This is a genomic window from Rhodanobacter sp. B05, assembly GCF_002001085.1.
Lineage (GTDB): Bacteria > Pseudomonadota > Gammaproteobacteria > Xanthomonadales > Rhodanobacteraceae > Rhodanobacter.
In genome coordinates this window covers 127,453-152,600 of sequence record NZ_MUNU01000017.1, presented here as the reverse complement: position 1 = coordinate 152,600, position 25,148 = coordinate 127,453, and the positions used below count along the sequence as shown (strand labels likewise).

The window sequence follows — 25,148 nt, the reverse complement described above, 5'->3', positions numbered from 1 at the left end:
CATGTCGCGTGCCGATGGCCTGGCTCCGCGGAGTGCCACGCACAGGCTGGTAAGCTTGCGGCCATATCGATCGACAGCGGCCCGCATGTATACCCAGTGTCCCGAATGCCTGTCCGTCTTCTCGCTGGATGCGCACACCTTGGCGCAGGCCCATGGCCACGTCCTGTGCGGACATTGCGGCGCCGGCTTCGATAGCGTCGCCACGCTCACCGACCAACTGCCGCCCGAGCCGTTCGTCGAACTGCCGGTGAACGAGCCCGCGTTCGAGCCACCATGCGTCGACCTGGTGGTCTACCGGCCGCAGCCCGAATCGTCGGCGGTGGTGACGGTCGACGACCCCGTTGCGCCCGTGACGACGGCGAGCGAAGACTTTTCGCAACTGGTGTTCGCGCCGCGCTTTGCACGCGAGCCGCGCGGAAAGCGGCCGCCCAGGCGGACACGCGAGCAACCGCGCCGCACCCGCGCGGCCTCCGGCGAACGAAACTGGCCATGGGTGCTCGCCTGCGCGCTGCTGTCCTCGTTGCTGCTGGCCCAGCTGGCTTGGGCGGAGCGCGACGCCCTGGTCCGCAACCCCGTCGTCGGCGGCTGGCTGCGCAGCAGTTGTGCCGTGCTCGGTTGCGAGCTCCCGCTGGTTGCGGCGCCGGCCGAGTTGCGCCTGCTCGCCAGCAATGTGCAAGCCCATCCCAGCGTGCCGAACGCGTTGATGATCAGCGCCAGCGTGCGCAACGATGCCGACTTCACCCAACCCTACCCCGTGCTGACGATCACGCTCTCGGATGCGCAGGGACAGCGACTGGCCATGCGCCGCCTGCAGCCGCAGGAATACCTCGATGATGGTGCGATCCTGCGCCGCGGCCTGGCGCCGGGCGCCAGCGCCGTGCTGCTGCTGGAGGTGGAGGATCCCGGCGACAAGGCGGTGGCGTTCGAATTCGGTTTTGAATGAATCGGGCGCGACAGGTACTTAAAATTGCCGGCGCACACGGGTAGACTCGACCCCTCGCCATGGATGCCAGTCGGCATTCGATCCATGTCGCGAGCGCAACATCCGTCATCACCAAAGGCAGCGGCCCATGCAGCCGCCGCATCGTACGCGAGGGAAAATGTCCGTGAATGCCGCAAGACTGCCTGCAGCCGAGGCCGCCCTTTCGTCCTCGTCGCATGCTGCCGGCTCCTATAGCGCGTTGAGCGAATGCGTCAGCCGCACGGTACTTCGCTATCTTGCGGACATCGGTGATACCGAATGTGCCGAAGGCCTGCACGCGCTGGTGTTGCGCGAAGTCGAAGTACCGTTGTTGCGCGAAGTGCTGGCGTTCCACGACGGCAACCAGAGTCGCGCGGCCGCCGCACTCGGCATCAATCGCGCCACCCTGCGCAAGAAGCTGGCGGCGCACGGCCTGTTGTAAGCGCAACGATCGAAAGCCGCCCACCATTCGGGCGGCTATAATGACCGGCTTTCCCTCCCTGGAAATCCGCTCATGCCCGCTCCCCAGCTCGTCCCGGTCCGTCGCGCCCTGCTCAGCGTCTCCGACAAGACCGGCCTGATCGACCTGGGTCGGCGCCTCGCCGCCAGGGGCATCGAACTGCTCTCCACCGGCGGCAGCGCGAAGGCGCTGCGCGAGGCCAGCATTGCGGTCACCGATGTCAGCGAGGTCACCGGTTTCCCCGAGATCATGGACGGCCGGGTCAAGACGCTGCACCCGAAAGTGCACGGTGGCCTGCTCGGCCGGCGCGGCACCGACGATGCCGTGATGGCCGAACTCGGCATCGCGCCGATCGACCTGCTGGTGCTGAATCTGTACCCGTTCGAAGCCACCGTGGCCAAGCCCGGCTGCACCCTGGAGGACGCGATCGAGAACATCGACATCGGCGGTCCGGCGATGCTGCGTTCGGCGGCGAAGAACTGGAACGACGTCGGCGTGCTGACCTCGCCCGAACAGTACGAAGACGCGCTGGCGGAAATCGAACAGCATGGCGGTCTGACCCGCGCCACCCGTTTCAAGCTGGCGGTGACCGCGTTCAATCGCGTGGCCAATTACGGCGGCGCGATAAGCGATTACCTGTCCGGCCTGGAACTTAATGACACGCACGACGCGATCGCCGGCCATGCCGCCTTCCCGGCGCAGGTCAACGGCCGCTTCACCAAGCTGATGGATCTGCGCTACGGCGAGAATCCGCACCAGCAGGCCGCGTTCTACAGCGACCTGTATCCACACCCGGGCACCTTGGCGACGTTCCGCCAGTTGCAGGGCAAGGAGCTCTCGTTCAACAACATCGCCGATGCCGACGCCGCATGGGAGTGCGTGCGCAGCTTCGTCAAACCCGCCTGCGTGATCGTCAAGCACGCCAATCCGTGCGGCGTGGCGGTGAGCCTGGACGGCATCGGTCGTGCGTATGACCTCGCCTACCAGACCGATCCCACCTCGGCGTTCGGCGGCATCATTGCGTTCAACCGCGAGGTGGACCTGGCCACCGCGAAAGCCATCGTCGAGCGCCAGTTCGTCGAAGTGGTGCTGGCGCCGGGCTATGCGGACGACGCGCTGACCGCGTTCAAGAAGAAGGGAAACGTGCGCGTGCTGGTGATTCCGCTGCCTACCGACGGCAGCCTGCTGCACGCCCATCCCGGCAACAGTTCCAAGCGTGTCGGCTCGGGCCTGCTGATCCAGAGTGCCGACCTTGGCATGGTCAGCGCGGCGGATCTGAAGATCGTCACCCGCCGCGCACCGACCGAAGCGCAGATCCACGACATGATCTTCGCCTGGAAGGTGGCCAAGTTCGTCAAGTCCAACGCCATCGTGTACGCCAGGGACCGCCAGACGATCGGCATCGGTGCCGGCCAGATGAGCCGCGTCTACAGCGCGAAGATCGCCGGCATCAAGGCGGCCGACGAGAAGCTCGAAGTGCGCGGCTCGGTGATGGCCAGTGACGCCTTCTTCCCGTTCCGTGACGGCATCGACGCGGCGGCCGCCGCCGGCATCAGCGCGGTGATCCAGCCGGGTGGTTCAATGCGTGATGCCGAGGTGATCGCCGCGGCCGACGAGCACGACATGGCGATGGTTTTCACCGGGATGCGCCACTTCCGGCACTAATGTCGGAAGTAAATCAGGCAGGTCCGTCATTGAGTCTCGACACACCGCGGCGCACGCTCTGCATCCACCCTGCACTTGGGAGGCTGCCATGCACTACCAGCTGTTCTACTGGACCGGGGTCCAGGGCCGTGGCGAGTTCGTGCGGCTGGCACTGGAGGATGCCGGCGCCAGCTATGACGACGTCGCCCGCGAGCAGGGCGACGACGCGATCATGCAATACCTCGATGGTGTCCACGACGGTCCGCTGCCGTTTGCGCCGCCCTTTCTCAGGGCCGGCCGGCTGCTGATCGCGCAGACCGCGAACATCCTGCATTACCTCGGGCCACCGCTTGGCCTGGTGCCGCGAAGCGAGAGTCGGCGGCTGTATGCGCACCAGCTGCAGCTGACCATCGCGGACCTGGTGGCCGAAGTGCACGACTCGCACCATCCGATCGCCAGCGGTCTGTATTACGAGGATCAGCGCAGCGAAGCACGCCGTCGCGCGACCGACCTGCGCGAGGCGCGGTTACCGAAGTATCTGGATTATTTCGAGCAGGTGCTGGAACGCGGCGGCGGCCACCACGCCCTGCGCGAACACTCGTACATCGACCTCTCGCTGTTTCAGCTGATCAGCGGACTGGAGTACGCATTCCCTCGGGCGATGCAACGTATCGCACACGAACTGCCACTGTTGCACTCGCTCAAACTGCGGGTGGCGCAACGACCGCGCATAGCCGCCTATCTGGCATCGCCGCGGCGCCTGCCGTTCAACGAAAGCGGCATCTTCCGCCACTACGCGGAACTGGACGATCCGGCATAGCCGGACCTCAGAACAGCGCAATCACCATTGCGCCAGCCACGATCAGCACGCCGCCAATCAGCAGCGGCAGGCTGGGCTTCTCGCCCAGGAACACCAGCCCGAGCACGATCGCCAGCGCCACGCTGAGCTTGTCGACGGGCGCCACCTTGCTCACCGGCCCCAGTTGCAGCGCGCGGTAGTAGCAAAGCCAGGAGGCTCCGGTGGCAATACCTGACAGCACCAGGAACAGCCAACTGTGCAGCGGCAGGCCGGTCGGCTTAGCCCATTCCTGGCGCAGGCTGAGGATGCCAGCGGTGACGATCAGGATCACGATGGTGCGAATGAAGGTGGCGAGGTTGGAATTGATGCCAACCACGCCAAGCTTGCCGAACAAGGCGGTCAGGGCAGCGAACACGGCCGAGCCCAGGGCAAACAGCAGCCAGCTTTCACGCAGTTGCATCACGTCACTCCGCCCTTGGTGTACGAACCGTCGGTTGCCTCCCGGTCGACCCGAGACTCAGCGACTGCTGCTGGGCGCCGGCGCGGCCGATTCGGTGTCGTCCGGCTCGGCGGCCGGCGGCTTGCTCTTGCCCCACTCCAGCACCTTGTACAGCGCCGGCGTCGCGCGCCGCTGACCATGCTCGTCGACCAGGCGACCTTGCGGATCGACCATGTAGGTCTGCTGCAGGCCGTGCCTTGGCGTCACCACCACCATGTAGACGTGGCCGTCGCGGCTGTATTCCTGGACCGTGTTCTCGCCCTGCTGGCGAATCTCCACCGTCGGTTCCGAGGCTGGGCGCCCCATCCGGCTGTCGCCGCTTTTCATCGCCGGCAGGGTCAACGGCCGCAGATCAGGTTGCGATGCGGTCGCCGGCGGCGCCACCGAGCTGGCCGGCGGCGCGGTCGCATGGACGCCCGGATCGTTCATCCCGGGAGGCGGCGGCACCTTGCTGGCGGGATAGTCCTGGGCGTGGACGCCGGATGCCAGCATCGCGGCAAACAGCATGCTGACGGCAACCAGCGGTACGGCGGTTTTCATGACGGCTACCTCGCTCGGGGTTTCGAGCATAGCAGGCGCGTAAGGCAGGCTTTCGTGAAGCGCGGCATTCTGCCCTGCGTGCGAGAATGGGGCATGCCAAAACTCATCCTCATCGACGGATCTTCCTACCTTTACCGCGCCTTCCACGCGCTGCCGCCGCTGAGCAATGCCCACGGCGAGCCCACCGGCGCGCTGTTCGGCGTGGTCAACATGCTGCGCGCCACGCTGAAGGCGAAGCCGGATTATCTTGCGTTCGTCAGCGACGCCCCCGGCCCGACCTTCCGTGACGACCTTTACGACCAGTACAAGGCCAATCGACCGCCGATGCCGGACGATTTGCGCGCGCAGGTCGAGCCGATGCTGGCGATCGTCGGCGCACTCGGCTTCCCCATCCTGCGCGTGCCTGGCGTCGAAGCCGACGACGTGATCGGCACGCTGGCCGTGCAGGCGCAGGCGCTCGGCATCGAGGTGCTGGTCTCCACCGGCGACAAGGACATGGCGCAGCTGGTCAGCCCGCACGTTACCCTGATCAACACCATGAGCAATACGCTGATGGACAGCGACGGCGTGATGGAGAAATTCGGCGTACGGCCGGAGCAGATCATCGACTTCCTCGCGCTCACCGGCGACACCGTCGACAACGTGCCGGGCGTGCCCAAGTGCGGCCCGAAGACCGCCGCCAAATGGCTGGCCGAGTACCACACCCTGGACGGCGTGATCGCGAACGCCGACAAGGTCGGCGGCAAGATCGGCGAAAGCCTGCGCGAAGCGCTGCCGCGACTGCCGCTGTCGCGTGAACTGGTGACGATCAAGACCGACGTGCCGCTGGAGTTCGGCCCCACCGAGCTGGCCCAGCGCGATGCCGACACCGCGCAGCTGCGCGAGCTGTATGCGCGGTATGAGTTCAAGGCTGCGTTGAAGGAACTCGACGCTGCCACGGAACACCCCTCTCCCCTCGGGAGAGGGGTGGGGGGAGAGGGTTCGGGCGGAGCGCGGGGCCAAGGCTCGCCCGAACCCTCTCCCCAACCCCTCTCCCGAGGGGAGAGGGGCGTTGTTCCCGGCTCCGATTCTCAGCCGGCGAACCTTGCCGCACCTGGCGAATACGAACTGGTCACCACTCAACCGGAATTCGACGCCTGGCTGGAAAAACTGCGCCATGCTGACTTGATCGCCTTCGACACCGAGACCACCAGTATCGACGCGATGCGCGCGGACATCGTCGGCATCAGCTTCGCGGTGGAGGCGGGCAAGGCCTGCTACATCCCGCTCGGCCACGACTATCCCGGCGTGCCGAAACAGCTCGATCGCGACGACGTGCTACGCACGCTGAAACTGGTGTTCGAGGATCCGACCCGACCGAAGCTCGGCCAGCACGCGAAATATGACATCAACATCCTGTCGAACTACGGCATCGTGGTGCAGGGGCTGAAGCACGATTCGATGCTGGAGTCCTACGTGTGGAACGCCACCGCCACGCGTCACGACATGGACTCGCTGGCGAAAAAGTACCTCGGCTACGAGACGATCAAGTACGAACAGGTCGCCGGCAAAGGGGCCAAGCAGATCTCGTTCTCGCAGGTGGATCAGGACACCGCCTGCCGCTATGCCGCCGAAGATGCCGACATCACCTTGCGCCTGCACCTCGCGCTGTGGCCGAAGCTCGATAGCGTTCCGACACTGCGCAAGGTTTACGAAGACATCGAGATTCCGCTGGTGCCGGTGCTGGCGGGCATGGAGCAGCGCGGCGTGCTGATCGATGGCGATGAATTGCGCCGGCAGAGCCAGCAACTGGGCAAGCGCATGCTGGAACTGCAGCAGCAGTCGTACGCGCTGGCCGGGCACGAATTCAACCTCGATTCGCCGAAACAATTGCAGGCGGTGCTGTTCGACGAACTCGGCCTGCAGGCGAAACTGAAGACGCCGACCGGCCAGCCCTCGACCAACGAGGAAGCGCTGGAAGCGATCGCCGAGTCGCATGAGCTGCCGCGACTGATCCTCGACTATCGCGGCCTGGCCAAATTGCGCTCGACTTACACCGACAAACTCTCCAGCATCGTCAATCCGCGCACCGGCCGCGTGCATACCAGCTATCACCAGGGTTCGGTGGCGACCGGGCGGGTCTCTTCGTCCGATCCGAACCTGCAGAACATTCCGGTGCGCACCGAGGAGGGCCGGCGCATTCGCCAGGCGTTCATCGCGCCGCCGGGATGGAAAGTTCTCGCGGCGGATTATTCGCAGATCGAACTGCGCATCATGGCGCACCTGTCCGGCGACGAAGGCCTGTTGCGCGCCTTCCGCGAAGGCGGCGACGTGCATCGCGCCACCGCGGCTGAAGTGTTCGGCGTGCCGCCGGAAGAGATCACCACCAACCAGCGCCGCGCCGCCAAGGCGATCAACTTCGGCCTGATGTACGGCATGAGCGCATTCGGACTGGCACGCCAGCTCGGCGTCGATCGCGGCGAAGCCAGCGATTACATGGGCCGCTATTTCTCGCGCTATCCCGGCGTGCGCGCGTTCATGGATGCGACACGCGAGCGGGCGCATCGCGACGGCTACGTCGAAACCATCTTCGGTCGCCGGCTGTATCTGGAAAATCTCACCTCGCGCAACCAAGGCCTGCGCCAAGGTGCCGAGCGCGCCGCGGTCAACGCGCCGATGCAGGGCAGCGCGGCCGACATCATCAAGCGCGCGATGATCGCGGTGGCCGGCTGGCTGAAAAATCGCGACGACGCCCACATGCTGATGCAGGTGCACGATGAACTGGTGTTCGAGGTCCGCGCCGACGCCGTCGACGAAGTGCGCGCCGCGGTGATCGAACGGATGTCCGGCGCCGCGGAACTGGCGGTGCCGCTGCTGGTCGATGTGGGTGTGGGCGCGAACTGGGATGAGGCGCACTGAGACGACGGCTTGCACCGCGTGCGCGTTAAATTTCCGTCAGATGAACCTGTCATAAATTTTTTCCGGCCGTGCTTGAAACTTTCCCGCCGCATCCGCATCTAAGTCTTCGGATGCACGCAACGGCATCCATGGCAGGCTCACCTCCCTGAGCCGCCACGGTCGCGAACCTCTCCCCTGGGTCTTCGCGCCCGCCCGGCCCCGAAGGTTCCCCCTAACCTTCGGGGCCTTTTTTTGCCTGCGCTCCGGCCGGTACTCCCGGCCTGTACTTTTTGTGCACACCGGCACCCGGCATACTCGGGCCACATCCATCAAGGGGAAACACCCATGCGCGCAGGACTGATCATCGTCGGCATCATCTTGCTGGCGCTCGGCATCTGGATCGTCGCCGGCCACCCCAGTTACCAGGACACCGACACGCTGCTGCAGGTCGGCTCGGCCAAGATCACCGCCACCCATGACAAGGGCATACCGCAGTGGATCGGCATCGTCGGCATCGTGGTCGGTGCCCTGCTGGCGATCGGCGGCTTCCTGAAGAAGGGTTGACGACGCCGAGGCCTCCGAAAACCGCCGCAGCCGCGGCGGTTTTTCTTTGCGGCCACTACAATGGGTCCGATGGATGTCTCGTACCTGATCGATCCGCTCAATGCCGCCCAGCGCGAAGCGGTCTGCGCCCCGCCCGGCCACTACCTGGTGCTGGCCGGCGCCGGTTCCGGCAAGACCCGCGTACTCACCCACCGGATCGGCTGGCTGACCCAGGCCGAGCGCGTGCCGCCATGGGCGATCCTCGCCGTCACCTTCACCAACAAGGCGGCGGGCGAGATGCGTGCGCGCCTTGGCGCACTGATCCCCGGCGGCACCCAGGGCCTCACCGTGGGCACGTTCCACGGCATCGCCCATCGCCTGCTGCGCCGGCACTGGCGAGAAGCGGGCCTGCCGGAAACCTTCCAGATCCTCGATGCCGACGACCAGCTGCGGCTGGTCAAGCGCGTGGTCGCCGGACTGGGACTGGACGATGCGAAATTCCCGCCACGTCAGGCCTGCTGGCAGATCAACAACTGGAAGGACGAGGGCAAGCGGCCGGACGGCATCGAGCATCGCGATCACCCGGTCACGCATACCTTCGTCAACATCTACAAAGCCTACGAAGACGCCTGCCGCCGGGCCGGCCTGGTCGACTTCGCCGAGCTGCTGCTGCGTGCGCACGAGCTGTGGCTAAAGAACCCGGCCGTACTCGAGCACTACCAGCAGCGCTGGCGCTACCTGCTGATCGACGAATTCCAGGACACCAACACGCTGCAGTACGCATGGATCCGCGTGCTCGCCGGCGGCACCGGCCAAGTCTTCGTGGTCGGCGACGACGACCAGGCGATCTACGGCTGGCGTGGCGCCAAGGTGGAGAACGTGCAGCAGTTCCTGCGCGACTTTCCCGGCGCGAAAACGATCAAGCTGGAACAGAACTACCGCTCCACCTCGACCATCCTGAAGGCCGCCAACAGCGTGATCCAGCGCAACGGCAGCCGCCTCGGCAAGCAGCTGTGGACGGCGGGCGAGGACGGCGAGCGCATCGCGCTGTACGCCGCCTACAACGAACAGGATGAGGCGCGTTTCGTGATCGAGCGCATCCGCGAATACATCGACGAACACGGCAACGCACGCGACTGCGCGATCCTGTATCGCTCCAACGCGCAGTCACGCAACTTCGAGGAACAGCTGGTCCAGCATCGGATCGGTTACCGCGTCTACGGCGGCCAGCGCTTCTTTGAACGCGCCGAAGTCAAGGATGCGCTGGCCTATCTGCGCCTCACCGCCAATCGCCACGATGACACCGCCTTCGAGCGCGCGGTGAACACCCCGCCACGCGGCATCGGCGATCGCACGCTGGACGTACTGCGCCGACGGGCCCGCCTCGACAACAGCTCGATGTGGGAAGCGACGCTGACCGAATTGAGCGGCGGCAGCGAACTGGCCGGCCGCGCGAAAAATGCGGTGAAGGGGTTTCTCACGCTGATCGACGGGATGGCGCACAGCTTCAAGCCCCTCACCCTCGCCGAACAGATCGATCACGCCATCACCCACAGCGGCCTGCGCGATTTCTACGAGAAAGACAGCCGCGGCAACGCGGAGACGCGGGTGGAAAACCTGGACGAACTGGTCAATGTGGCCAGTCGATTCGAACGCAGTCAGGAAGACATCGATGCGGGCTTGAGCGATCTCAATGCCTTCCTCTCCAATGCCGCACTGGAAGCGGGCGAGAGCCAGGGCGAGGAAGGCGACGACTGCGTGCAGTTGATGACCCTGCATTCGGCCAAGGGACTTGAATTCCCGATCGTGTTCCTGGTCGGCATGGAGGAAGGCCTGTTCCCCAGCCAGCGCTCGGTCGACGACGAGGGCCGGCTGGAAGAGGAACGCCGCCTCGCCTACGTCGGCATCACCCGTGCCCGTGAACGCCTCGTCGTCAGCCATGCCGAATCGCGCCGCATGCACGGCACCGAGATGCTGGCGCGACCCTCGCGCTTCCTCGGCGAGATGCCGGCCGAGCTGATCGACGAAGTACGCCCGCGGGTGCACGTCACCCGACCGATGTATGCCGGCCGACCCCGCGCCCCCTCCTCCTCGCTGGAAGAAACCCCGCCGGTGAAACTCGGCCAGCGCGTCAGCCACCCCAGCTTCGGCGAAGGCGTGGTGCTCAGCGCCGAAGGCAGTGGCGCCCACACCCGCCTGCAGGTCAATTTCGAAGGCGTGGGCAGCAAGTGGCTGGTGGCGGCCTACGCCAACCTCACCGCGCTGTAGCGGCCGCGGCAATCAACCGTGGACGGGTGTGAGCTCCTTCAGCACCTGGGCGACCGCATCGGCCACCGCCCGGGGCTGATCCAGTTCGATGTCGTGGGACGAATCGGCCACCGTTCGCAACACGCCGCGGCTCGAGGTCGCCACGATGCGCTGCTGGGTCGCGTCGCGCGCTGCCTCCAGCGACTTGCGCACGTCGGCGGGCGCGTCGGCATAGGTGCCGGCGGCCTTCAGCACCACCAGCGGCATGTCGCCGCGTGATTCGCTTGCCGACACCGGTTGCGCAAACACGCGCACGTTCTGCGCCAGCTCCGAACGCAGGGTGTGCCAGAACGCCGGGTGCAGCTTGCGCGCATGATTGGCGGCCGCCACGGCGGCGCCCTCCCACGGCGCCGGCCGGCCGATGCACGGCGCCAGGTCGGGCGCCGGCTTGGCCAGCCCGCCGTGCTCGGCTGCCTGCTCGCAGTGCCCGATGAACGCATCGCGTTGCGTCGTCATCGCCGCATCGTCCTTCATCCATGCCGCGGGCAGGAAGCGAGCCGAATCCTGTGCGGGCGGATCGACCAGCACTATCCCGGCGACGTCGCCGGGATGGGCACCGGCGTAGCGCCGCACGATGTTGCTGCCCAGCGAATGACCCACCAGCACCAGCGGCGTATGCAGGTGTGCGGCCTCGATCAGCGCATGCAGGTCGGCCACGTCGGCGTCGAGCCCACGCGGCAACAGCCCTTCGTCGCTGAAGCCATAGCCTGCGCGGTCGTAGGAACAGACACGCGCCCGCGCCGCCAGCAACGGCTGCACGCGGAACCAGCTGGTCGAGTCGGCATGCGAACCGGACTCCAGCAACACCGTCACCGGCCCGATGCCGCTGCAACGCAGGTTCAGGTGACGCCCCTGGCCGATGGCGACCTGCCGACCCGGCTTCGCATAGCTATCGGGCATCTTCGCCGGCGCCGCGGGCGACGCCATCGCCGTAGCGGCGAACAACAGGCCCAGGCAAGCCATGCCCGGAACTCCAGAGTGTCTCGGTTCCATGCGCGTCTCCGATTCGGGTTTCGCGCTGGGACACGTGTCCGTGCCGGAAGTTCACGCCCGGGAGACCGACGAGGCCCCACGCGTCCCGGCCGGGACGCCGGCCGAGTCGATCGACAAGATACGCCCGCGTGCCCCGGCACTGGAGGAAACCCCGCCGGTGAAACCGGGCCGGCGCGTCAGCCACCGCTTCGGCGAAGGCGTGATAGTCGACGCCACATGCAGGGGTGCCTGCAGGTGAATTTCGAAGCCGCCAGCAGCAAGTGGCTGGTGGCGGCGTGCGGGAATTTGACGGCGCTCTGAAGGGACGATTTTTTCGGCGACCGAAAAGGCCGATCGCCATGGCCTCCGCCACATAACCGGCACATGCCATCCCGGACGGCTTGTGCGCTGGCGATGATGGCGAACTGCAGACGAGTGCACGCGCAAGCAATGCTTTATTGCTCACACGGGTCGTGACCACGACTCGCGGGAAATAACGATCCGTCCTTCCTGCGGCACGATGCAAATCCCGCCATCGCATGTCAATATCGACGGCGGCCGGCAGTTGCCAGCATTCACGGGGGATACTCAGGTGGCGGCCCCGAATCCAGGGAAATCTATGTACAGCTCGCATGGAGTGGCTCGCCGGATTGGCGGCAACGGGAAGAACATCGCCTGGCGGATTCTGCTGCTCGGGATGGGCCTGGGCAGCCTGGCGGTCGCACATGGGGCCACGCTCGATCCGGCCATGCTGCCGAAGATCGAGGCGGCCACTTTCGAAGTGGTGCAGGCCAAGCCCCTCACCGATCCGCTCACCTACGAAAAGCCCCTGCCGCTGGAACTGCTGCCGTACCAGGAGCGCACCGACAAGTACTACTCGATCGGCACCGCCTTCGCCATCGGCCACAACCGCTACGTCACCGCCGGACACGTGCTGCTGGCCGGCGTCGGCAGCCTGTGGGGCGCCCCGGAATTGCGCGATTCCAAAGGCCACGTCTACGCGATCGACAAGGTCGAGAAATTTTCGCTGCGCAAGGACTTCGTGGTGTTTTCGCTCGCCTCGCCACCCGCCGATGATGCGCTGAAACCGGACACCAGACCGGCCTTGAACCAGGTGGTGTATTCCGTCGGCAATGCGCTGGGCACCGGGATCGTGATCCGCGACGGCCTGTACACCTCCGACACGCCCGAGCAGCAGGATGGCAGCTGGAAGTGGATGCGTTTCTCGGCCGCCGCGTCGCCCGGCAACAGCGGCGGGCCATTGCTGGATGCCAGCGGCAAGCTCATCGGCGTGGTGCTGATGAAGTCGGCCAACGAGAATCTCAATTACGCACTGCCGATCGGCCAGGTGCTGGAAGCGCCCGATCATCAGGCCATCATCGACACCCGCACGTCCTATCAGCTCGATATCTTCGATGCGCGCCAGAACGGCCTGTTCAAGGCGCAGTTCAGCCTGCCGATGACGCTCGGGGATTTCTATCGCAACCTGCAGGATCGCACCAACGCCAACTCGGAGACCGAGCTGAAGGCGCTGCTCGCCAAGGAATCGGCCAACCTGTTCCCCAACGGCGAAGGTTCCTCGCGACTGCTGTTCCAGCAGACCCAGCTGGATGGCTTCCCCACGTTGATCGTGCGCGGCAGCAACGGCGAATGGGGCCGCGCCGGCAGCAGCTCGCAACACTTTTCGCTCAGCGGCAATGGCTACGTCGACGTCGGCGGGGCGGGCCGCAATGGCCTGGTGCACCTGCGGCGACCCGACGACATGGACGCCGCCAGGTTTTATGGCGACGCCAAGACCCGCATGGACCTGCTGGCCAGCACCGGCATGTTCCAGCGCACCGTCGCCAGCGAAAAAATCAAGATCACTTCACTCGGCAAGCCGATCCTCGACACCGTGTATACCGATCGTTGGCAACGTCCATGGCGCGTCGAGGTCTGGCCGTTGCCCTACGCGAACGGATTCGGCGTGGTGTATTCGCTGCCCGTTCCCGACGGCAGCGTGATGCTGAGCCGGATGACGCAGCCGGCGAACCTGCACGACACCAGGCTGGACATGGACCAGCTCAGCAACTTCATTTACGTGACCTACGAAGGGACGCTGAAGCAGTGGACCAGCTATCTGAAGGATTCCACGCTGCAACCCGCCGCATTCAAGAACATCCATCTCGATTTCGACTACGGGCGCCGCTTCGGCTATGCGTCGTCCCGGGTGTCTTTCGCTTATGGCACTGACGTGCAGGCGATCACCCCGGACAGCCTGTTGTGGCTCGGCTTCAGGTTTTTCATGGACGGCGGCAAGGCGGTCTGGGACGTGGGCGATATCGACGTCTGGAAGGATTCGACTTCCGACAACCACGACGGCATCAACATCCAGCGTTTCATGCCGCCTCCGCCCGATCTGGACAAGGACATGAGCAGCCGCTGGCAGCAACTGACGCAGCACCAATTCCCCTACAACGGCGTGGCGCGGCCCGACGGTGACTTGATGAAGATCAACGCCGTCAGCGCACCGGCCGGCGTGGGCGGCAAATCACCCGCGGTCCTGTACACCGCGTACTACGGCGTGGCGGGTGCAGCCTCGCAGGCCGAGATGAAACGCAAGCTGGATCTGCTGATGAAAAACCTGCAGGTCAAGGAGCACTGACGCGGCTTTCATCCCGAGCTGATGCGCCGAAACGCCGACAAGTGTCGATGCCGCAACCCTGGCGGCATCGACGAAACGATCACTCGCGCAGTCGCGGCACGCCGTGCTTGTCGCGTTCCTCGATCGCGATCGGCTGCGTATCGGGTTGCCCGGATTGGGCGCGCTGCGCCAGCGGCACGACCACGTCGCCACGACCGAGTGCCAGCGCATTGCGATAGCAGCGCTGCGCCTGCGCTGCGTCGCCCTGCCCGGCGAATGCGTCGCCGAGCGCTTCCCATGCGGCCGGGCTGGGTGCCAGCGCCAACGAACGCTGCAGGTACTGATGCGCCTTGCCCCACAGGTTAAGCCGCACGCACATGCGGCCGAGGGTGAGCAGCAGGCTGGCGTCATTGGGGTGGGCGTCGAGCCAGCCTTCGGCGCGGCGCAGGCGCGCCTCGACATCGTCGCCGGCCAGGCTGCCGTAGGTTTCGATCAGGCGTGGCGACCACTCGCGGCGCAGCGCGGACTCCACTTCGTCCATCGCCGGCAGGAGCAGCCCGAACGATGACGCGCGACGCGCATAGGCTTCGACCACGACGGGAATACGCCGCTGCGTCCTGGGCAGCTGCGACCACAGCGTGTTCAGGGCGGCGCCATCCGCCGCGGCGCCGAGGGTCGCGACCAGAACCTGTGCCTCCAACGTCGCGTACGCGCGTGCGCCCAGTGCACCGCTCTTGTGCAGCGGTTCGAGCGCCGCGCGCGCGCGACGCAGATCGCCACTTTCCAGCGCCGCGCTGGCCAGCTCGCGCCAGCCACCTGGCGTCAGCGTGCCCTTGTCCGATTCGGCTGCCAGCAGGGCCAGCGCCTCGGCCGGCTTGCCTTCGCGCCGCAACAATCGGGCGCGCAGTACACGCGCGGCCTGCGGCGCGGCTTGCGCGGCCTGGTTCAGCGATTCCAGTGCGCGACCATGTTCGCCGCGGCGCGACGCGGCCTCGGCAGAAGCGAGCAGGGCCGGGCCGCGCAGGCTTTCCAGCTGCGCCGCGCGATTGAGATCGCGTTCGGCATCGCCATGACGACCTTCGATCAGCGCAACCAGACCTTCGCCCAGACGCTGGTGGCTGAGCCGCCGATGCCGCCGCGAGAGTGCCCCGAACGGCCAGCGCAGCAATCGCCACAACAGGCCGAGCAAGGCCCACGCCAGCAACAGGATCGCCACCGCGGCGACGACCGTGGTCTCCACCCGCCAGCCGCGCATGCGCAACAGCACATAGCCCGGGTCTTCCGCCACCCAGTGCCAGCCGAACGCCGCCAGCGCCGCCACAATCACCAGCAACAGCACCCAGCGCCACAGCCTCATGAGCGGGCTCCGCCCTGGCGCGCGGGCAGGCGGGCGGGCGCTGCTGTCGAAGCGGCCGACGCCGGCGCGAGCGCATGCACGGCGCGCAGGTTGCGCAACTCGGTCAACGCGGCCCCCAGTTGCACCGGCGCCCTGGCCGGCAGCTGGCTTTCAAGTTGTTTCAGCGTCTCGCGCGCCTGCTGCACGGCGGCCGCGCTGTCGTCGAACTGGCTGGCCAGGCCGGCATCCACCCGCTTCAGTGCCGCGGCATAGCCTTCGCTGTCGTGCGCCAGCAGGGCGGCTTGCGCCTGCGCCAGATCCAGCGCGGCCAGCTCACGGGCGAAACGCGCATCGGCCACCGCCAGGGGTGCGCCGTTGTCGCGCTGCACGGTGACCACGCTGGCCAGCGCGTGGCGAATGCGCGACCACGCATTCCCGACCTGCCCGGCCGCGGGAACGTCGAGGGGTTTCAGCGGCAGGCTGTCCATCGCACCGCGCAGTGCCTGCAGCTGTTGCAGCGCGCTGGCCTGGTTCGCCGGCTGGCTTTTCAGCAACGCCTCGCGTTCGGCCTGGACACTCTGGCGCACGCCGCTGAACGCGCCATCATTCACCGCGGCGAGAGTCTGGTCGGCCAGCGCGTACGCGACGGCGGCCGCCTGCCCATCATGGAACAGGGCGTAGCGTTCGGCGCCCATGCGCAGCAGCGAGTCGGTCTCGTCCAGCAGCATGGCATCGTGCCCGGACAGGCTCTTCTCGGCCAGCCTCGCCACGGCGTCTTCCAGATTGCGCGTGCGTTCGGCCTGGCCGAGCAATTCTTCGCGCAGCGAGCGGTTGACCGCCGCCGCATCGTCCAGCCGCTGGTCGAGGCTGGCACGCTGGTCGCTGAGTCCGCCCAGTCGGGTGCCCAGCGTATCCACGCGCTGCTGCAGGCTGGCCATGCCCTGGCTATCGGCGGCGCTGCCGCGCTGCAACTGCCACTGTTGCCAGGCCACGTAGCCTGCGGCCGCCAGCGCCAGCAGTGACAGCAGCAAGGCGAGTGCAAGACTGCCACCCCCACGCGGCCGCGGGCTGGGTCGGTTGGTGGCAGACGTCAGTGGACGGGACGGCAACGGATCGGCTGCCACCCCGTCTGGCGTTTTCGGTTTGTCGGCGGGCTGATCTGGATGGTTCATGGCCGCATGCTAGCAGGCCATACGCCTGCGTTCGTAGCAACGGCGCGTGAAGGCGCAGCCTCAGCGCGCCGCGGCGGCCAGCAAGTCGTCGCCCAGCGCCGAGGAGGCAAGTTCGATCCGTGCAAAGCCGGCGTTGCGGGCGGCCGCGGCGATGCGCTCGCTGCTCACCACGGCGGTGGCCGCCTGCAACCGCGCCAGTGCCGGCGGTGGCAGCAGCCGGTACAGGTTCTGCAGCGCCTCGTGGCTGGACAGCAGCACCCGCGCCGAAGCGGGCAAATCCAGCAGTGCCTCGACGTGGCGCCGGTCGAGCCGCGGTGGCACGCGCCGATACACCTGCACCTCGCGCAAGCGCGCACCTCGCGCCGCCAGTTGGTCGCGAAGGACACCGCGGCCTGCAGGCGCACCCACCAGGGTCACGCGACGATCGCGCAGGTCGCGCAGCAACGGGAGATCGAGCAGGCCCTCGCTGTCCTGCCGATCGTCGGGTGCCTGCGGATCCTGCACGCCCTGACGGCGCAAGGCGCGCGCGGTTCCCTGCCCCACGGCCAGCACCACGGCACGGGTATGCAGTGGGGTGATGGCGGCCGCGTGGCGCACGGAGGCGGGGCTGGTGAAAATCACCAGTTCGTCGGCCAGGCCTTCACGCAGGGCGGCTCGCACCGCGGCGACATCATCGGGCCCGCGCAAGGCCATTCCGGGCAGCAGCACGGGCGTGCCGCCAAGCGCGCGCACCCGCCGCGCCAGCGCGCCCGCGGTGCCCACCGGACGCGTGATGACGAGCACGCGCCCGTGCAGGGCACCATCACGCAGGGATGAATTCAGTTGCATCCGCCTACCACGTTCGCCGATCCGGCATGGCTCAAGTGTAGCGGTGGCCCTACACTGCGGGGTCTTTCCAGCCCCATCGAGCCACGTGAGCACAACCGACGACAACACGAAAGCCAGCGACGAGGCGCAGCGACTGATCCGGTTCATCCGCGACGAAATTCCGCTGGCCAGGGCGATGGACTTGCAACTGGGCCGCCATGACATGGACATGCTGAGCCTGCATGCGCCGCTGGCGCCGAACGTCAACGACAAGGGCTGCGCCTTCGGCGGCAGCCTGGTCAGCCTGATGACGCTGAGCGGCTGGGCCCTGGTCGAGCTGGCATTGCGACGACAGCAACTGGACTGCGATGTGTTCGTAGCCGAATCCGGCGTGCGCTACCTGGCACCGCTATGGCAGGATTTTCGCGCCGAGGCGCGACTCGCCGACGAGGCCGACTGGAGCAGCTTCTTCGACACCTTGGCTGCGCGCGGCCGCGCCAGGATCAGTGTCGATTGCGTGATACCCGGCGAAAATGGCCAGCCCGCCGCGACCCTGGCCGCACGTTTTGTGGCCAAGCGCCGCGACCGGACCCCACCGGCATGAATGAGGCAGAATGGCGCGGTACCCGTCGAGGAGGAACGCCCATGCGCCGCATCCCGAGCATCCTGCTGATGCTGTCCATCCTGCTGCTGGCCGCTTGCGCCACGCAGGAACGCAGCCAGTCGCTCACCAGCACGCTGTCCGCCTACGGCGGAATATTGCGCTGGGGCGATTTTGCCAGCGCGACGCAATTCATCGACCCCGAGGTACGCGCCAAGCATCCGCTCACCGAGCTGGACCTGGCCCGCTACAAACAGGTGCGGGTCACCGAATACAACGATGACGCCGGCCCCGTGCCGATCAACCCGACCGAAGTGCAGCAGACCGTGCGGATCAGCCTGGTCAACATCCACACCCAGGCCGAACGCAGCGTCATCGACCACCAGACCTGGCATTACGACGAAAAGACCAAGCATTGGTGGCTGACCAGCGGCCTGCCGAACATCACCCAGGAATGACGGAGTCGGCAGCGGTCGCCTGACAGCCGGGCACAACCCGTATAATCGCCGGTTTACCCGGATCGGCACGCGCTGCGTGCAAAGTGGACCCCCATGAACGATTTTCTGCACAAGCTGCCGCAATTCATCGGCAACCATGTCGCCTTGTCGGCGCTGTTCGTGATCCTGCTGCTGGCCTTGATCGTCATCCAGGCCCAAATCCTGTTCAGCAAGATCAAGGAACTGAGTCCCGCCGGACTGACCGCGCTGATCAACCGGGACAATCCGTTGCTGATCGACCTGTCCGCGCTGGCCGACTTCGAGAAGATGCACGTGCCCGGGGCGAAACACGTGGCGATGAGCCAGTTCGACCCCGAGAAGAAGGAACTGGCCCAGGCGAAATCGCTGCCGGTGGTGGTGATGGACAAGGATGGTCGCGGCAATTCGGCCAAGGCCGCGCAACGCCTGCTCAAGGCCGGCTTCGAGAAGGTCCACACGCTTGGCGGCGGCGTGCTGGCCTGGCACGCGGCGCAGCTACCTGTTGCCAAGGGCAACAAGTAATTTCGCGTAGGAGCCCGCGCGCGGGCGATGCTCTTGTGCCGGCTTCGGGATTCGGGAAAGCATCGCCCGCGAGCGGGCTCCTACGACGGAGAGTGATCGTGAATGCCGGCGCGACCGGCGATGATCTCGGCCAGCACGTCCGGTGCATATTCGAACGAGTCGTAATACAGGCGATCCTCCGGCAAGCCGGCATCGATAAACGCCTGGCGCCCGGCGTCGACCATCGCCGGCGGCCCGCTCATGTACACATCATGCCCGGACAGATCCGGGTAATCGGCCAGCACCGCCTCGTGCACCAGCCCGACGCGCAGATCCGCACCCTGATCCAGGTCGGACACGACGGCGTGGAACTGCAGGTTCGGCAATTCGCTGGCCCAGCGTTCGGCCAGCGGGCGCAGATACAGATCCGTCGCCGTGCGCGCGCCCCAGTACAGCTGCATCGACCGGCGCGTACCCAGCGCGATGAAATGCTCGACGATCGCCTTGACCGGCGCGAAACCGGTGCCGCCGGCCATGAACAGCATCGGCCGCTCGGAATCCTCGCGTGGCACGAAGGTGCCCAGCGGACCTTCAATGCGCAGGTGATCGCCCAGCTTCAACGCATCGTTGACCCACGAGGTGAAGCCGCCACCCGCCACGAGCCGCACGTGCAGCTCGATCATGCCGTCCGCCTGCGGGCCGTTGGCGATCGAGAACGGTCGGCGCTTGCCGTCCTCCAGCAACACGTCCACATACTGGCCCGGCAGCCGGTTGAGCCGGCGCTCGCCATGAGCCGGCCGCAGGCGCAGGCCGATCACGTCCGGCGCCAGTTGCCATTTCTCGGTCACCACCATGCCGAGCTGACGCCGCGCGATGTCCTCCACCGAGGTCACTTCGCGCGCTTCCAGCAGCAGGTCGCTGGTTGGCACCGCCTGGCACGGCAGTACCGCATGGTGCGCCAGCGCACTGGCACTCAGCGCCAGTGGCGGGTTGCGCGGGTACTCGCAATGCCCCTGCAGCAAGGTCGCCTTGCAGCTGCCGCAGACGCCGGCGCGACAGGAATACGGCAATGCCACGCCTGCCCGCTGCGCCGCTTCCAGCACGGTTTCGCCGGCGGCGACCGAAAACTGGCGGTCGGAGGATTTGAGGGTAACGGTAAACACTTAGGGGTGCCCTGTTTGATTCTGCATAGGCGTCACCGGTGCTGCCTGCCCGCAGATCACAGGTGCACCGGCGAAGACAGACTGGCCGTCTGACGAGGCGGTGCGCCGAAGAGCTGCGGGCAGACAGCGCCGGCCCTGCAACTTGATTCTAATTGACAGGGTGATGTCCAGAAGGCCCGCAGGCTGCGGCGCGCATCTTGCCAAGGCAACCAGCCTTGGCTGCACCGCGCACCACACCCTGCGGGCCTTCTGGACATCATGCCGCCTACGCAGAATCAAGCAGGGCACCCCATAGCATTGTCGTTGCGATCGCAGCGGACAACAATGCGGGCTCGCCACACAGGAATCAACGATGAGCATCTGGAAACAGGATCCCGACCTGGCCCGCCTCAATGGCTGGAGCGCCAATACCATGATGGAGACGCTGGGCATCCGCATCACCGCGGTCGGCGACGACTGGCTGCAAGGCACCATGCCGGTGGACCATCGCACTCACCAGCCTTATGGGCTGCTGCACGGCGGCGCCTCGGTGGTGCTGGCCGAGACGCTGGGCAGCACCGCGGCGATGCTGACGCTCGACCCGGACAAGGAGTTGGCGGTCGGACTGGATATCAACGCGAACCATATCCGCGGTGTGCGCAGTGGCACCGTCACCGGCACCGCGAAGATGCTGCATATCGGCCGCACCACCCAAGTGTGGGAGATCCGCATCGAGGACGAAAACAGCGCACTGGTATGCATCTCCCGCATCACCATGGCGGTGGTGCCCGTGCGCGTCGCGGGCCCGCGTTGAACGACACGCCCTATGCCAACCTCACCCCCGACCTGGTGCTTGATGCGGTCAGCGCCTGCGGGCTGTGGCCGGATGGGCGCCTGCTGGCGCTGAACAGCTACGAGAATCGGGTCTGGCAAGTCGGCCTGGAACGCTCTGAACCGGAGCCGGCCACGCCGGTGATCGCGAAGTTCTACCGTCCGGGACGCTGGACCGACGCGGCCATCGTCGAGGAACACCATTTCGCGCGGGAGCTGGCGGATGCGGAGCTGCCGGTGGTGGCGCCGCTGGCGTTCGAAGGCCGCACGTTGCTGCACCACGAAGGCTTCCGTTATGCACTCACCGCGCGTCACGGTGGGCGCGCACCGGAGCTGGAGGCAAGCGACCAGTTGCAATGGCTGGGCCGCCTGATCGCGCGCATGCACGTGGTCGGCGCACGGACGCCGTTTGCCCATCGCGGCCGGCTCGATCGGGAGACCATGGTGGAGCAACCGATGCGTGCGGTGCTTGATGCATCGCTGCTGCCGATGTCGCTGCACACCAACTATCGCGCTGCCGCGACACGGCTGGGTGGCGCCATCGACGCACGGCTTGCCGCGATCGGCCCGGTGCGGCAACTTCGCCTGCACGGCGACTGCCACCCCGGCAACGTGTTGTGGACCGAGGCCGGCCCGCACTTCGTCGACCTGGACGACGCGTGCAGCGGACCGGCCGTACAGGACCTGTGGATGCTGGCCAATGACGAGCGCGCGCTGGATGCCCTGCTCGAGGGCTACCGGCAATTCCGCGACTTCGACGACGGTGAATTGGCGCTGATCCCGGTTCTCCGCGCCATGCGCCAGCTGCATTACGCCGGCTGGATCGCCGCGCGCTGGCACGACCCGGCCTTCCCCGCCGCCTTTCCGTTTGCGGCCGAGTCGCGCTGGTGGGAGCAGCACGTGGCCGATCTGCACGAACTGTCCGACGAGCTGGAATAGCGCATCCGCGTACCCCGAAGGCAAATCAGTAAAAACCGAACCCGCGCCCACTACAATCGCGCCCAATCTCCGGAGTCCTGCATGCGTACCATCCTGTTCCGCCTGATCGGCATTCTCGAAGTGGCCGGCGGCCTGTATGGCGTCGCCGCGATGCTGCGCCGCCTGTTGCCGCTGGGTTCGACCCACGACAGCGTGATCGCGCTGATCGGACTGGCGTTGTTCGGCTTCGTGCTGGCCGCCGGCGTGCAGCTGATCGATGGCAGCGACCGTGGCATCCGCATGTCGCTGTGGGCGCAACTGCTGCAGGTGCCGCTGATCGCCACGCCGGTGTTCAGCTATGCGCTGCACAGCGGCGCCTTCGTCGATGTGTTCGCCACCCTGCACAACATGCCACGGCTGGGCATCGACTGGCGCCTCGGCAGTCAGGGCTTCGTCCTGGCGGTGGCCGGCCCGGTAGTGTCGCGGCTGGGCATCAACCTGCTGGCGCTGTTGTCGTGGCTGGCGCTCCGGTTTCGCTGACCCCCGGCACAATCGCGCAAGCTGGCGCACGCCACCGGGATGAATGCGTCAGCCGCTATCATGCGCGGATGAATAATCCTGTTGCCCTCCCCGTCATCCGCCTGAAATCCGACCGCAGCCCCGGCCATCCGTGGGTGTGGTCGGCGCAGGTCCACAAGCCGGAATCGAAGTTGCCGCCGGGCAGCGTGGTCGAGGTGCAGGACGCGAAAGGCCGCTTCGTCGGCCGCGCGTTCTGGAACGGTCATGCACGCATTGCGCTGCGCCTGCTCGACACGCATCCCGAAGCCGCCATCGACGCCGAGTGGATCGCCGCGCGGATCGCCCGCGCCGTGCAGCTGCGCCGCGACTGGCTGCAGCTCGACCAGGTCAGCGACGCCTGGCGCGTGGTGCACAGCGAGGGCGACGACCTGTCCGGCCTGATCATCGACCGTTACGCGAACGTCGTCGTGATCGAATATTTCGCCGCCGGCATGTGGCGTTTTCGCGAGGCAATCCATGCCGCCCTGCTGACCCACTTCCCCGGCGCGCAGCTGTACTGGTTCGCCGAATCGCACGTGCAGAAGCAGGAGTCGTTCGACGTCCGCAGCCCCGACGTGCCTGCTGCGTTCGAAGTACACGAGCACGGCCTGCGCTTCCACGCCGCGCCGGGCTCCGGCCACAAGACCGGTTTCTTCGCCGACCAGCGCGACAACCGCAAGCGCTTCGCCGAACTGGCGAAGGGCCGCCGCGTACTCGACCTGTGCTGCAACGCCGGCGGTTTCGCCGTGCACGCGATGGCGGCCGGTGCGCGCGAGGCGGTCGGCGTGGATCTGGACGCGGGCATTCTCGACGTCGCCCGCGCGAATGCCGCTGCGAACAATGTCGCAGTGACGTTCGAGCAGTCCGACATCTTCGACTGGGTGCGTGCCGCGGTGGCGCGCGGCGAGCGCTACGACGCGGTGATCCTCGACCCGGCCAAGCTCACCCGCGACCGCAGCAAGGTGATGGACGCGCTGAAGAAATACTTCGCGATGAACCGCATGGCGCTGGACATCATCCCGCCCGGCGGCCTGCTGCTGACCTGCTCGTGCACCGGTCTGGTCGGCGAAAGCGAGTTCCTGGAAATGCTGCGTCGGGTGGCACTCAACGCCGGCCGCGAGATCCAGGTATTGGAAGTGCGCGGTGCTGGTGCCGACCACCCGTTCCGCACCGACGTGCCGGAAGGACGCTACCTGAAGGCGGTGTTCTGCCGGGTGGATTGAGACTGCCTCGTTTTCGTAGGAGCCCGCTCGCGGGCGATGCCGTTACGAATCCCGAATCCCGAATCCCGACACAAGAGCATCGCCCGCGAGCGGGCTCCTACGCGTGCACATCTGCGGTCAGGTGCTGCGCGGCAGCCGTCCGCGCAGCGAGGCAGCGTCGAACGGGCCGCGCTCGGCGATCAGCGCGCGCGCGGCGTCAACCTGGTCCCACGTATTCCACAGCAGCACGCCGTGCACGCGACCGCCGTCGAGGTAATACACCACGCCTTCGCGGTACGGCTCACGCCAGTCCTCGACCACCTGCAGCCGCGTATCGAGCAGGCCGACCGCCTCGTAGCCGAGGTCGAACAGGTCGGAATAGAAGAACGGCAGCGTGGTGTACTGCTCATTGACGCCGGCCATCACGCGACCGGCGAGCCGGCCCATGCCGACCGCAGCGTCTTCGTGCTCCACGCGCATGCGCCGATCCAGCGCCGCGCTGTGGAAATTCGCCACGTCGCCGGCGGCCCAGATGTCCGCATCGCTGCTGCGCAATTGCGCATCCACCACGATGCCGTTGTCGACGGTGAGCCCGGCCTGCTCGGCCAGCGCTGTATTCGGCGTGACGCCGAGACCGGCCACCACCACCTCCACCCGCAATACCTCGCCATCGGACAGGGTCAGCTCCACGCCGCCGTCGGTCGCGCTGCCGCCGGTCACCGTGATGCCGCTGCGCACATCCACGCCGTGCTCGCGGTAATAGCTGTCGAGATAACCGGTGAGGCCTTCCGGATAGCGCCCGGCTCCGATCGCCGGGCCGGGAAACAGCATCGTCACCTTGCAGCCCGCGCCGCTCAACGACGCGGCCAGCTCGCTGCCGATGAAGCCGCCGCCGATCACGGCGATATACGCCCCGGGCTTGACATACCGGCGCAGCGCCTGGTAGTCGTCCAGCGTGCGGAAATGGATCAGCCGCTCGCCGCCGTCGAACTGCAGCCGCCGTGGCGTCGCCCCGGTAGCCAGCAGCAGGCGGCGGTAGCGATACGTGTCGCCGTGATCGTCGCGCGCCACGTGCGCGACGCGATCCAGCGACTCGATGCGCCGGCCGGGATGCAGTTGCGCACCGCTCGCCGCGGTGGCCAGGTCGATGTCGGCCACCGACTTGCCGCCCTTCCACAACGCCTTCGACAGCGGCGGCCGCTGATACGGCGGCTGCGCCTCGTCGCCCACCATGCCGACATTCGCGCCGGCATCGACCTCGCGGATCGCCTTGGCGGCCGCATCGGCAGCCATCCCGGCGCCGATGATCAGGTAATCGTGAACATGTTCCATGACGCACTCCCAGGCCGACGAATTGGCCCATGATGCACCGCCTTGGC

Annotated in this window: 23 protein-coding genes; 15 read left to right on the top strand and 8 right to left on the bottom strand. The window is 66.7% G+C overall.

Annotated elements, in window-relative coordinates:
• The first annotated feature begins 85 nt into the window (after positions 1-85).
• The 4 genes from B0E47_RS12045 (at position 86) to B0E47_RS12030 (ending at position 3,885) form a co-directional block, all read left to right on the top strand.
• The gene (locus B0E47_RS12045; RefSeq protein ID WP_077514504.1) at positions 86-943 is read left to right on the top strand and encodes a zinc-ribbon and DUF3426 domain-containing protein; all 858 of its coding nucleotides are present in this window, start codon (positions 86-88) and stop codon (positions 941-943) included.
• A gap of 157 nt (positions 944-1,100) precedes the next feature.
• Complete coding sequence (locus B0E47_RS12040) at positions 1,101-1,403, top strand: helix-turn-helix domain-containing protein (RefSeq protein WP_077514503.1); 303 nt, start codon at positions 1,101-1,103, stop codon at positions 1,401-1,403.
• Positions 1,404-1,475: 72 nt separating this feature from the next.
• On the top strand, positions 1,476-3,086 hold the full coding sequence (gene purH, locus B0E47_RS12035) for a bifunctional phosphoribosylaminoimidazolecarboxamide formyltransferase/IMP cyclohydrolase (protein WP_077514502.1): 1,611 nt from the start codon (positions 1,476-1,478) through the stop codon (positions 3,084-3,086).
• A gap of 88 nt (positions 3,087-3,174) precedes the next feature.
• Positions 3,175-3,885, top strand: coding sequence for a glutathione S-transferase (locus B0E47_RS12030; RefSeq protein ID WP_077514501.1), 711 nt, complete (start codon positions 3,175-3,177; stop codon positions 3,883-3,885).
• Between the two features lie 7 nt (positions 3,886-3,892).
• Here the strand turns inward: B0E47_RS12030 and B0E47_RS12025 are convergent, their stop codons facing one another.
• Entirely contained in the window at positions 3,893-4,324 is a 432-nt protein-coding gene (locus B0E47_RS12025; protein ID WP_077514500.1) for an EamA family transporter, read from the bottom strand.
• 57 nt (positions 4,325-4,381) lie between these two features.
• Entirely contained in the window at positions 4,382-4,903 is a 522-nt protein-coding gene (locus B0E47_RS12020) for a DUF2782 domain-containing protein (protein ID WP_077514774.1), read from the bottom strand.
• 93 nt (positions 4,904-4,996) lie between these two features.
• On the opposite strand from B0E47_RS12020, the gene polA reads away from it, so the two are divergent.
• From polA to uvrD, 3 genes are all read left to right on the top strand, one after another.
• Complete coding sequence (gene polA / locus B0E47_RS12015; protein ID WP_077514499.1) at positions 4,997-7,801, top strand: DNA polymerase I; 2,805 nt, start codon at positions 4,997-4,999, stop codon at positions 7,799-7,801.
• A gap of 324 nt (positions 7,802-8,125) precedes the next feature.
• The gene (locus B0E47_RS12010; protein WP_077514498.1) at positions 8,126-8,344 is read left to right on the top strand and encodes a hypothetical protein; all 219 of its coding nucleotides are present in this window, start codon (positions 8,126-8,128) and stop codon (positions 8,342-8,344) included.
• A 69-nt stretch (positions 8,345-8,413) separates the two neighbouring features.
• Positions 8,414-10,591: a DNA helicase II gene (gene uvrD / locus B0E47_RS12005; protein ID WP_077514773.1), complete on the top strand. Its 2,178-nt coding sequence runs from the start codon at positions 8,414-8,416 to the stop codon at positions 10,589-10,591.
• A gap of 12 nt (positions 10,592-10,603) precedes the next feature.
• On the opposite strand, the gene B0E47_RS12000 is transcribed toward uvrD, so the two are convergent.
• Positions 10,604-11,593, bottom strand: a complete 990-nt coding sequence (locus B0E47_RS12000) for an alpha/beta hydrolase (RefSeq protein ID WP_139351448.1) — start codon at positions 11,591-11,593, stop codon at positions 10,604-10,606.
• 628 nt (positions 11,594-12,221) lie between these two features.
• Here B0E47_RS12000 and B0E47_RS11990 point away from each other — a divergent pair.
• Positions 12,222-14,246, top strand: coding sequence for a serine protease (locus tag B0E47_RS11990; protein WP_077514495.1), 2,025 nt, complete (start codon positions 12,222-12,224; stop codon positions 14,244-14,246).
• Between the two features lie 79 nt (positions 14,247-14,325).
• Here B0E47_RS11990 and B0E47_RS11985 read toward each other — a convergent pair whose 3' ends face one another.
• From B0E47_RS11985 to B0E47_RS11975, 3 genes are read right to left on the bottom strand one after another with little or no spacing between them, the layout of a single operon-like run.
• Complete coding sequence (locus B0E47_RS11985) at positions 14,326-15,582, bottom strand: heme biosynthesis HemY N-terminal domain-containing protein (RefSeq protein WP_077514494.1); 1,257 nt, start codon at positions 15,580-15,582, stop codon at positions 14,326-14,328.
• On the bottom strand, positions 15,579-16,733 hold the full coding sequence (locus B0E47_RS11980) for a uroporphyrinogen-III C-methyltransferase (RefSeq protein ID WP_077514493.1): 1,155 nt from the start codon (positions 16,731-16,733) through the stop codon (positions 15,579-15,581). The genes B0E47_RS11985 and B0E47_RS11980 overlap by 4 nt, the downstream gene beginning before the upstream one ends.
• Before the next feature lie 60 nt (positions 16,734-16,793).
• Positions 16,794-17,561 (bottom strand): uroporphyrinogen-III synthase, encoded by a 768-nt coding sequence (locus B0E47_RS11975; RefSeq protein ID WP_077514492.1) that lies wholly within the window; start codon positions 17,559-17,561, stop codon positions 16,794-16,796.
• 85 nt (positions 17,562-17,646) lie between these two features.
• Here B0E47_RS11975 and B0E47_RS11970 point away from each other — a divergent pair, with 85 nt between their 5' ends.
• The 3 genes from B0E47_RS11970 to B0E47_RS11960 all read left to right on the top strand — a co-directional run bounded on the left by B0E47_RS11970 (position 17,647) and on the right by B0E47_RS11960 (position 19,139).
• Positions 17,647-18,144: a YiiD C-terminal domain-containing protein gene (locus B0E47_RS11970; RefSeq protein WP_077514491.1), complete on the top strand. Its 498-nt coding sequence runs from the start codon at positions 17,647-17,649 to the stop codon at positions 18,142-18,144.
• Positions 18,145-18,185: 41 nt separating this feature from the next.
• A complete protein-coding gene (locus B0E47_RS11965; RefSeq protein WP_077514490.1) occupies positions 18,186-18,599 on the top strand; it encodes a hypothetical protein in 414 nt (137 codons plus the stop codon).
• Between the two features lie 93 nt (positions 18,600-18,692).
• Positions 18,693-19,139 carry a rhodanese-like domain-containing protein gene (locus tag B0E47_RS11960; RefSeq protein WP_077514489.1) on the top strand — a complete coding sequence of 149 codons (447 nt, stop codon included), beginning with the start codon at positions 18,693-18,695 and terminating at the stop codon, positions 19,137-19,139.
• An 80-nt stretch (positions 19,140-19,219) separates the two neighbouring features.
• On the opposite strand, the gene B0E47_RS11955 is transcribed toward B0E47_RS11960, so the two are convergent.
• The gene (locus tag B0E47_RS11955; RefSeq protein ID WP_139351447.1) at positions 19,220-20,281 is read right to left on the bottom strand and encodes a 2Fe-2S iron-sulfur cluster-binding protein; all 1,062 of its coding nucleotides are present in this window, start codon (positions 20,279-20,281) and stop codon (positions 19,220-19,222) included.
• 352 nt (positions 20,282-20,633) lie between these two features.
• On the opposite strand from B0E47_RS11955, the gene B0E47_RS11950 reads away from it, so the two are divergent.
• From B0E47_RS11950 to B0E47_RS11935, 4 genes are all read left to right on the top strand, one after another.
• A complete protein-coding gene (locus tag B0E47_RS11950; protein WP_077514488.1) occupies positions 20,634-21,074 on the top strand; it encodes a hotdog fold thioesterase in 441 nt (146 codons plus the stop codon).
• Positions 21,071-22,030, top strand: coding sequence for a serine/threonine protein kinase (locus tag B0E47_RS11945; protein ID WP_254422916.1), 960 nt, complete (start codon positions 21,071-21,073; stop codon positions 22,028-22,030). Before B0E47_RS11950 ends, B0E47_RS11945 begins: the two co-directional genes overlap by 4 nt.
• 81 nt (positions 22,031-22,111) lie before the next feature.
• Positions 22,112-22,549, top strand: a complete 438-nt coding sequence (locus B0E47_RS11940) for a hypothetical protein (protein WP_077514486.1) — start codon at positions 22,112-22,114, stop codon at positions 22,547-22,549.
• 68 nt (positions 22,550-22,617) lie between these two features.
• A complete protein-coding gene (locus B0E47_RS11935) occupies positions 22,618-23,790 on the top strand; it encodes a class I SAM-dependent rRNA methyltransferase (protein WP_077514485.1) in 1,173 nt (390 codons plus the stop codon).
• Between the two features lie 117 nt (positions 23,791-23,907).
• Here B0E47_RS11935 and B0E47_RS11930 read toward each other — a convergent pair whose 3' ends face one another.
• Complete coding sequence (locus tag B0E47_RS11930; protein WP_077514484.1) at positions 23,908-25,101, bottom strand: FAD-dependent oxidoreductase; 1,194 nt, start codon at positions 25,099-25,101, stop codon at positions 23,908-23,910.
• Positions 25,102-25,148 lie beyond the last annotated feature (47 nt).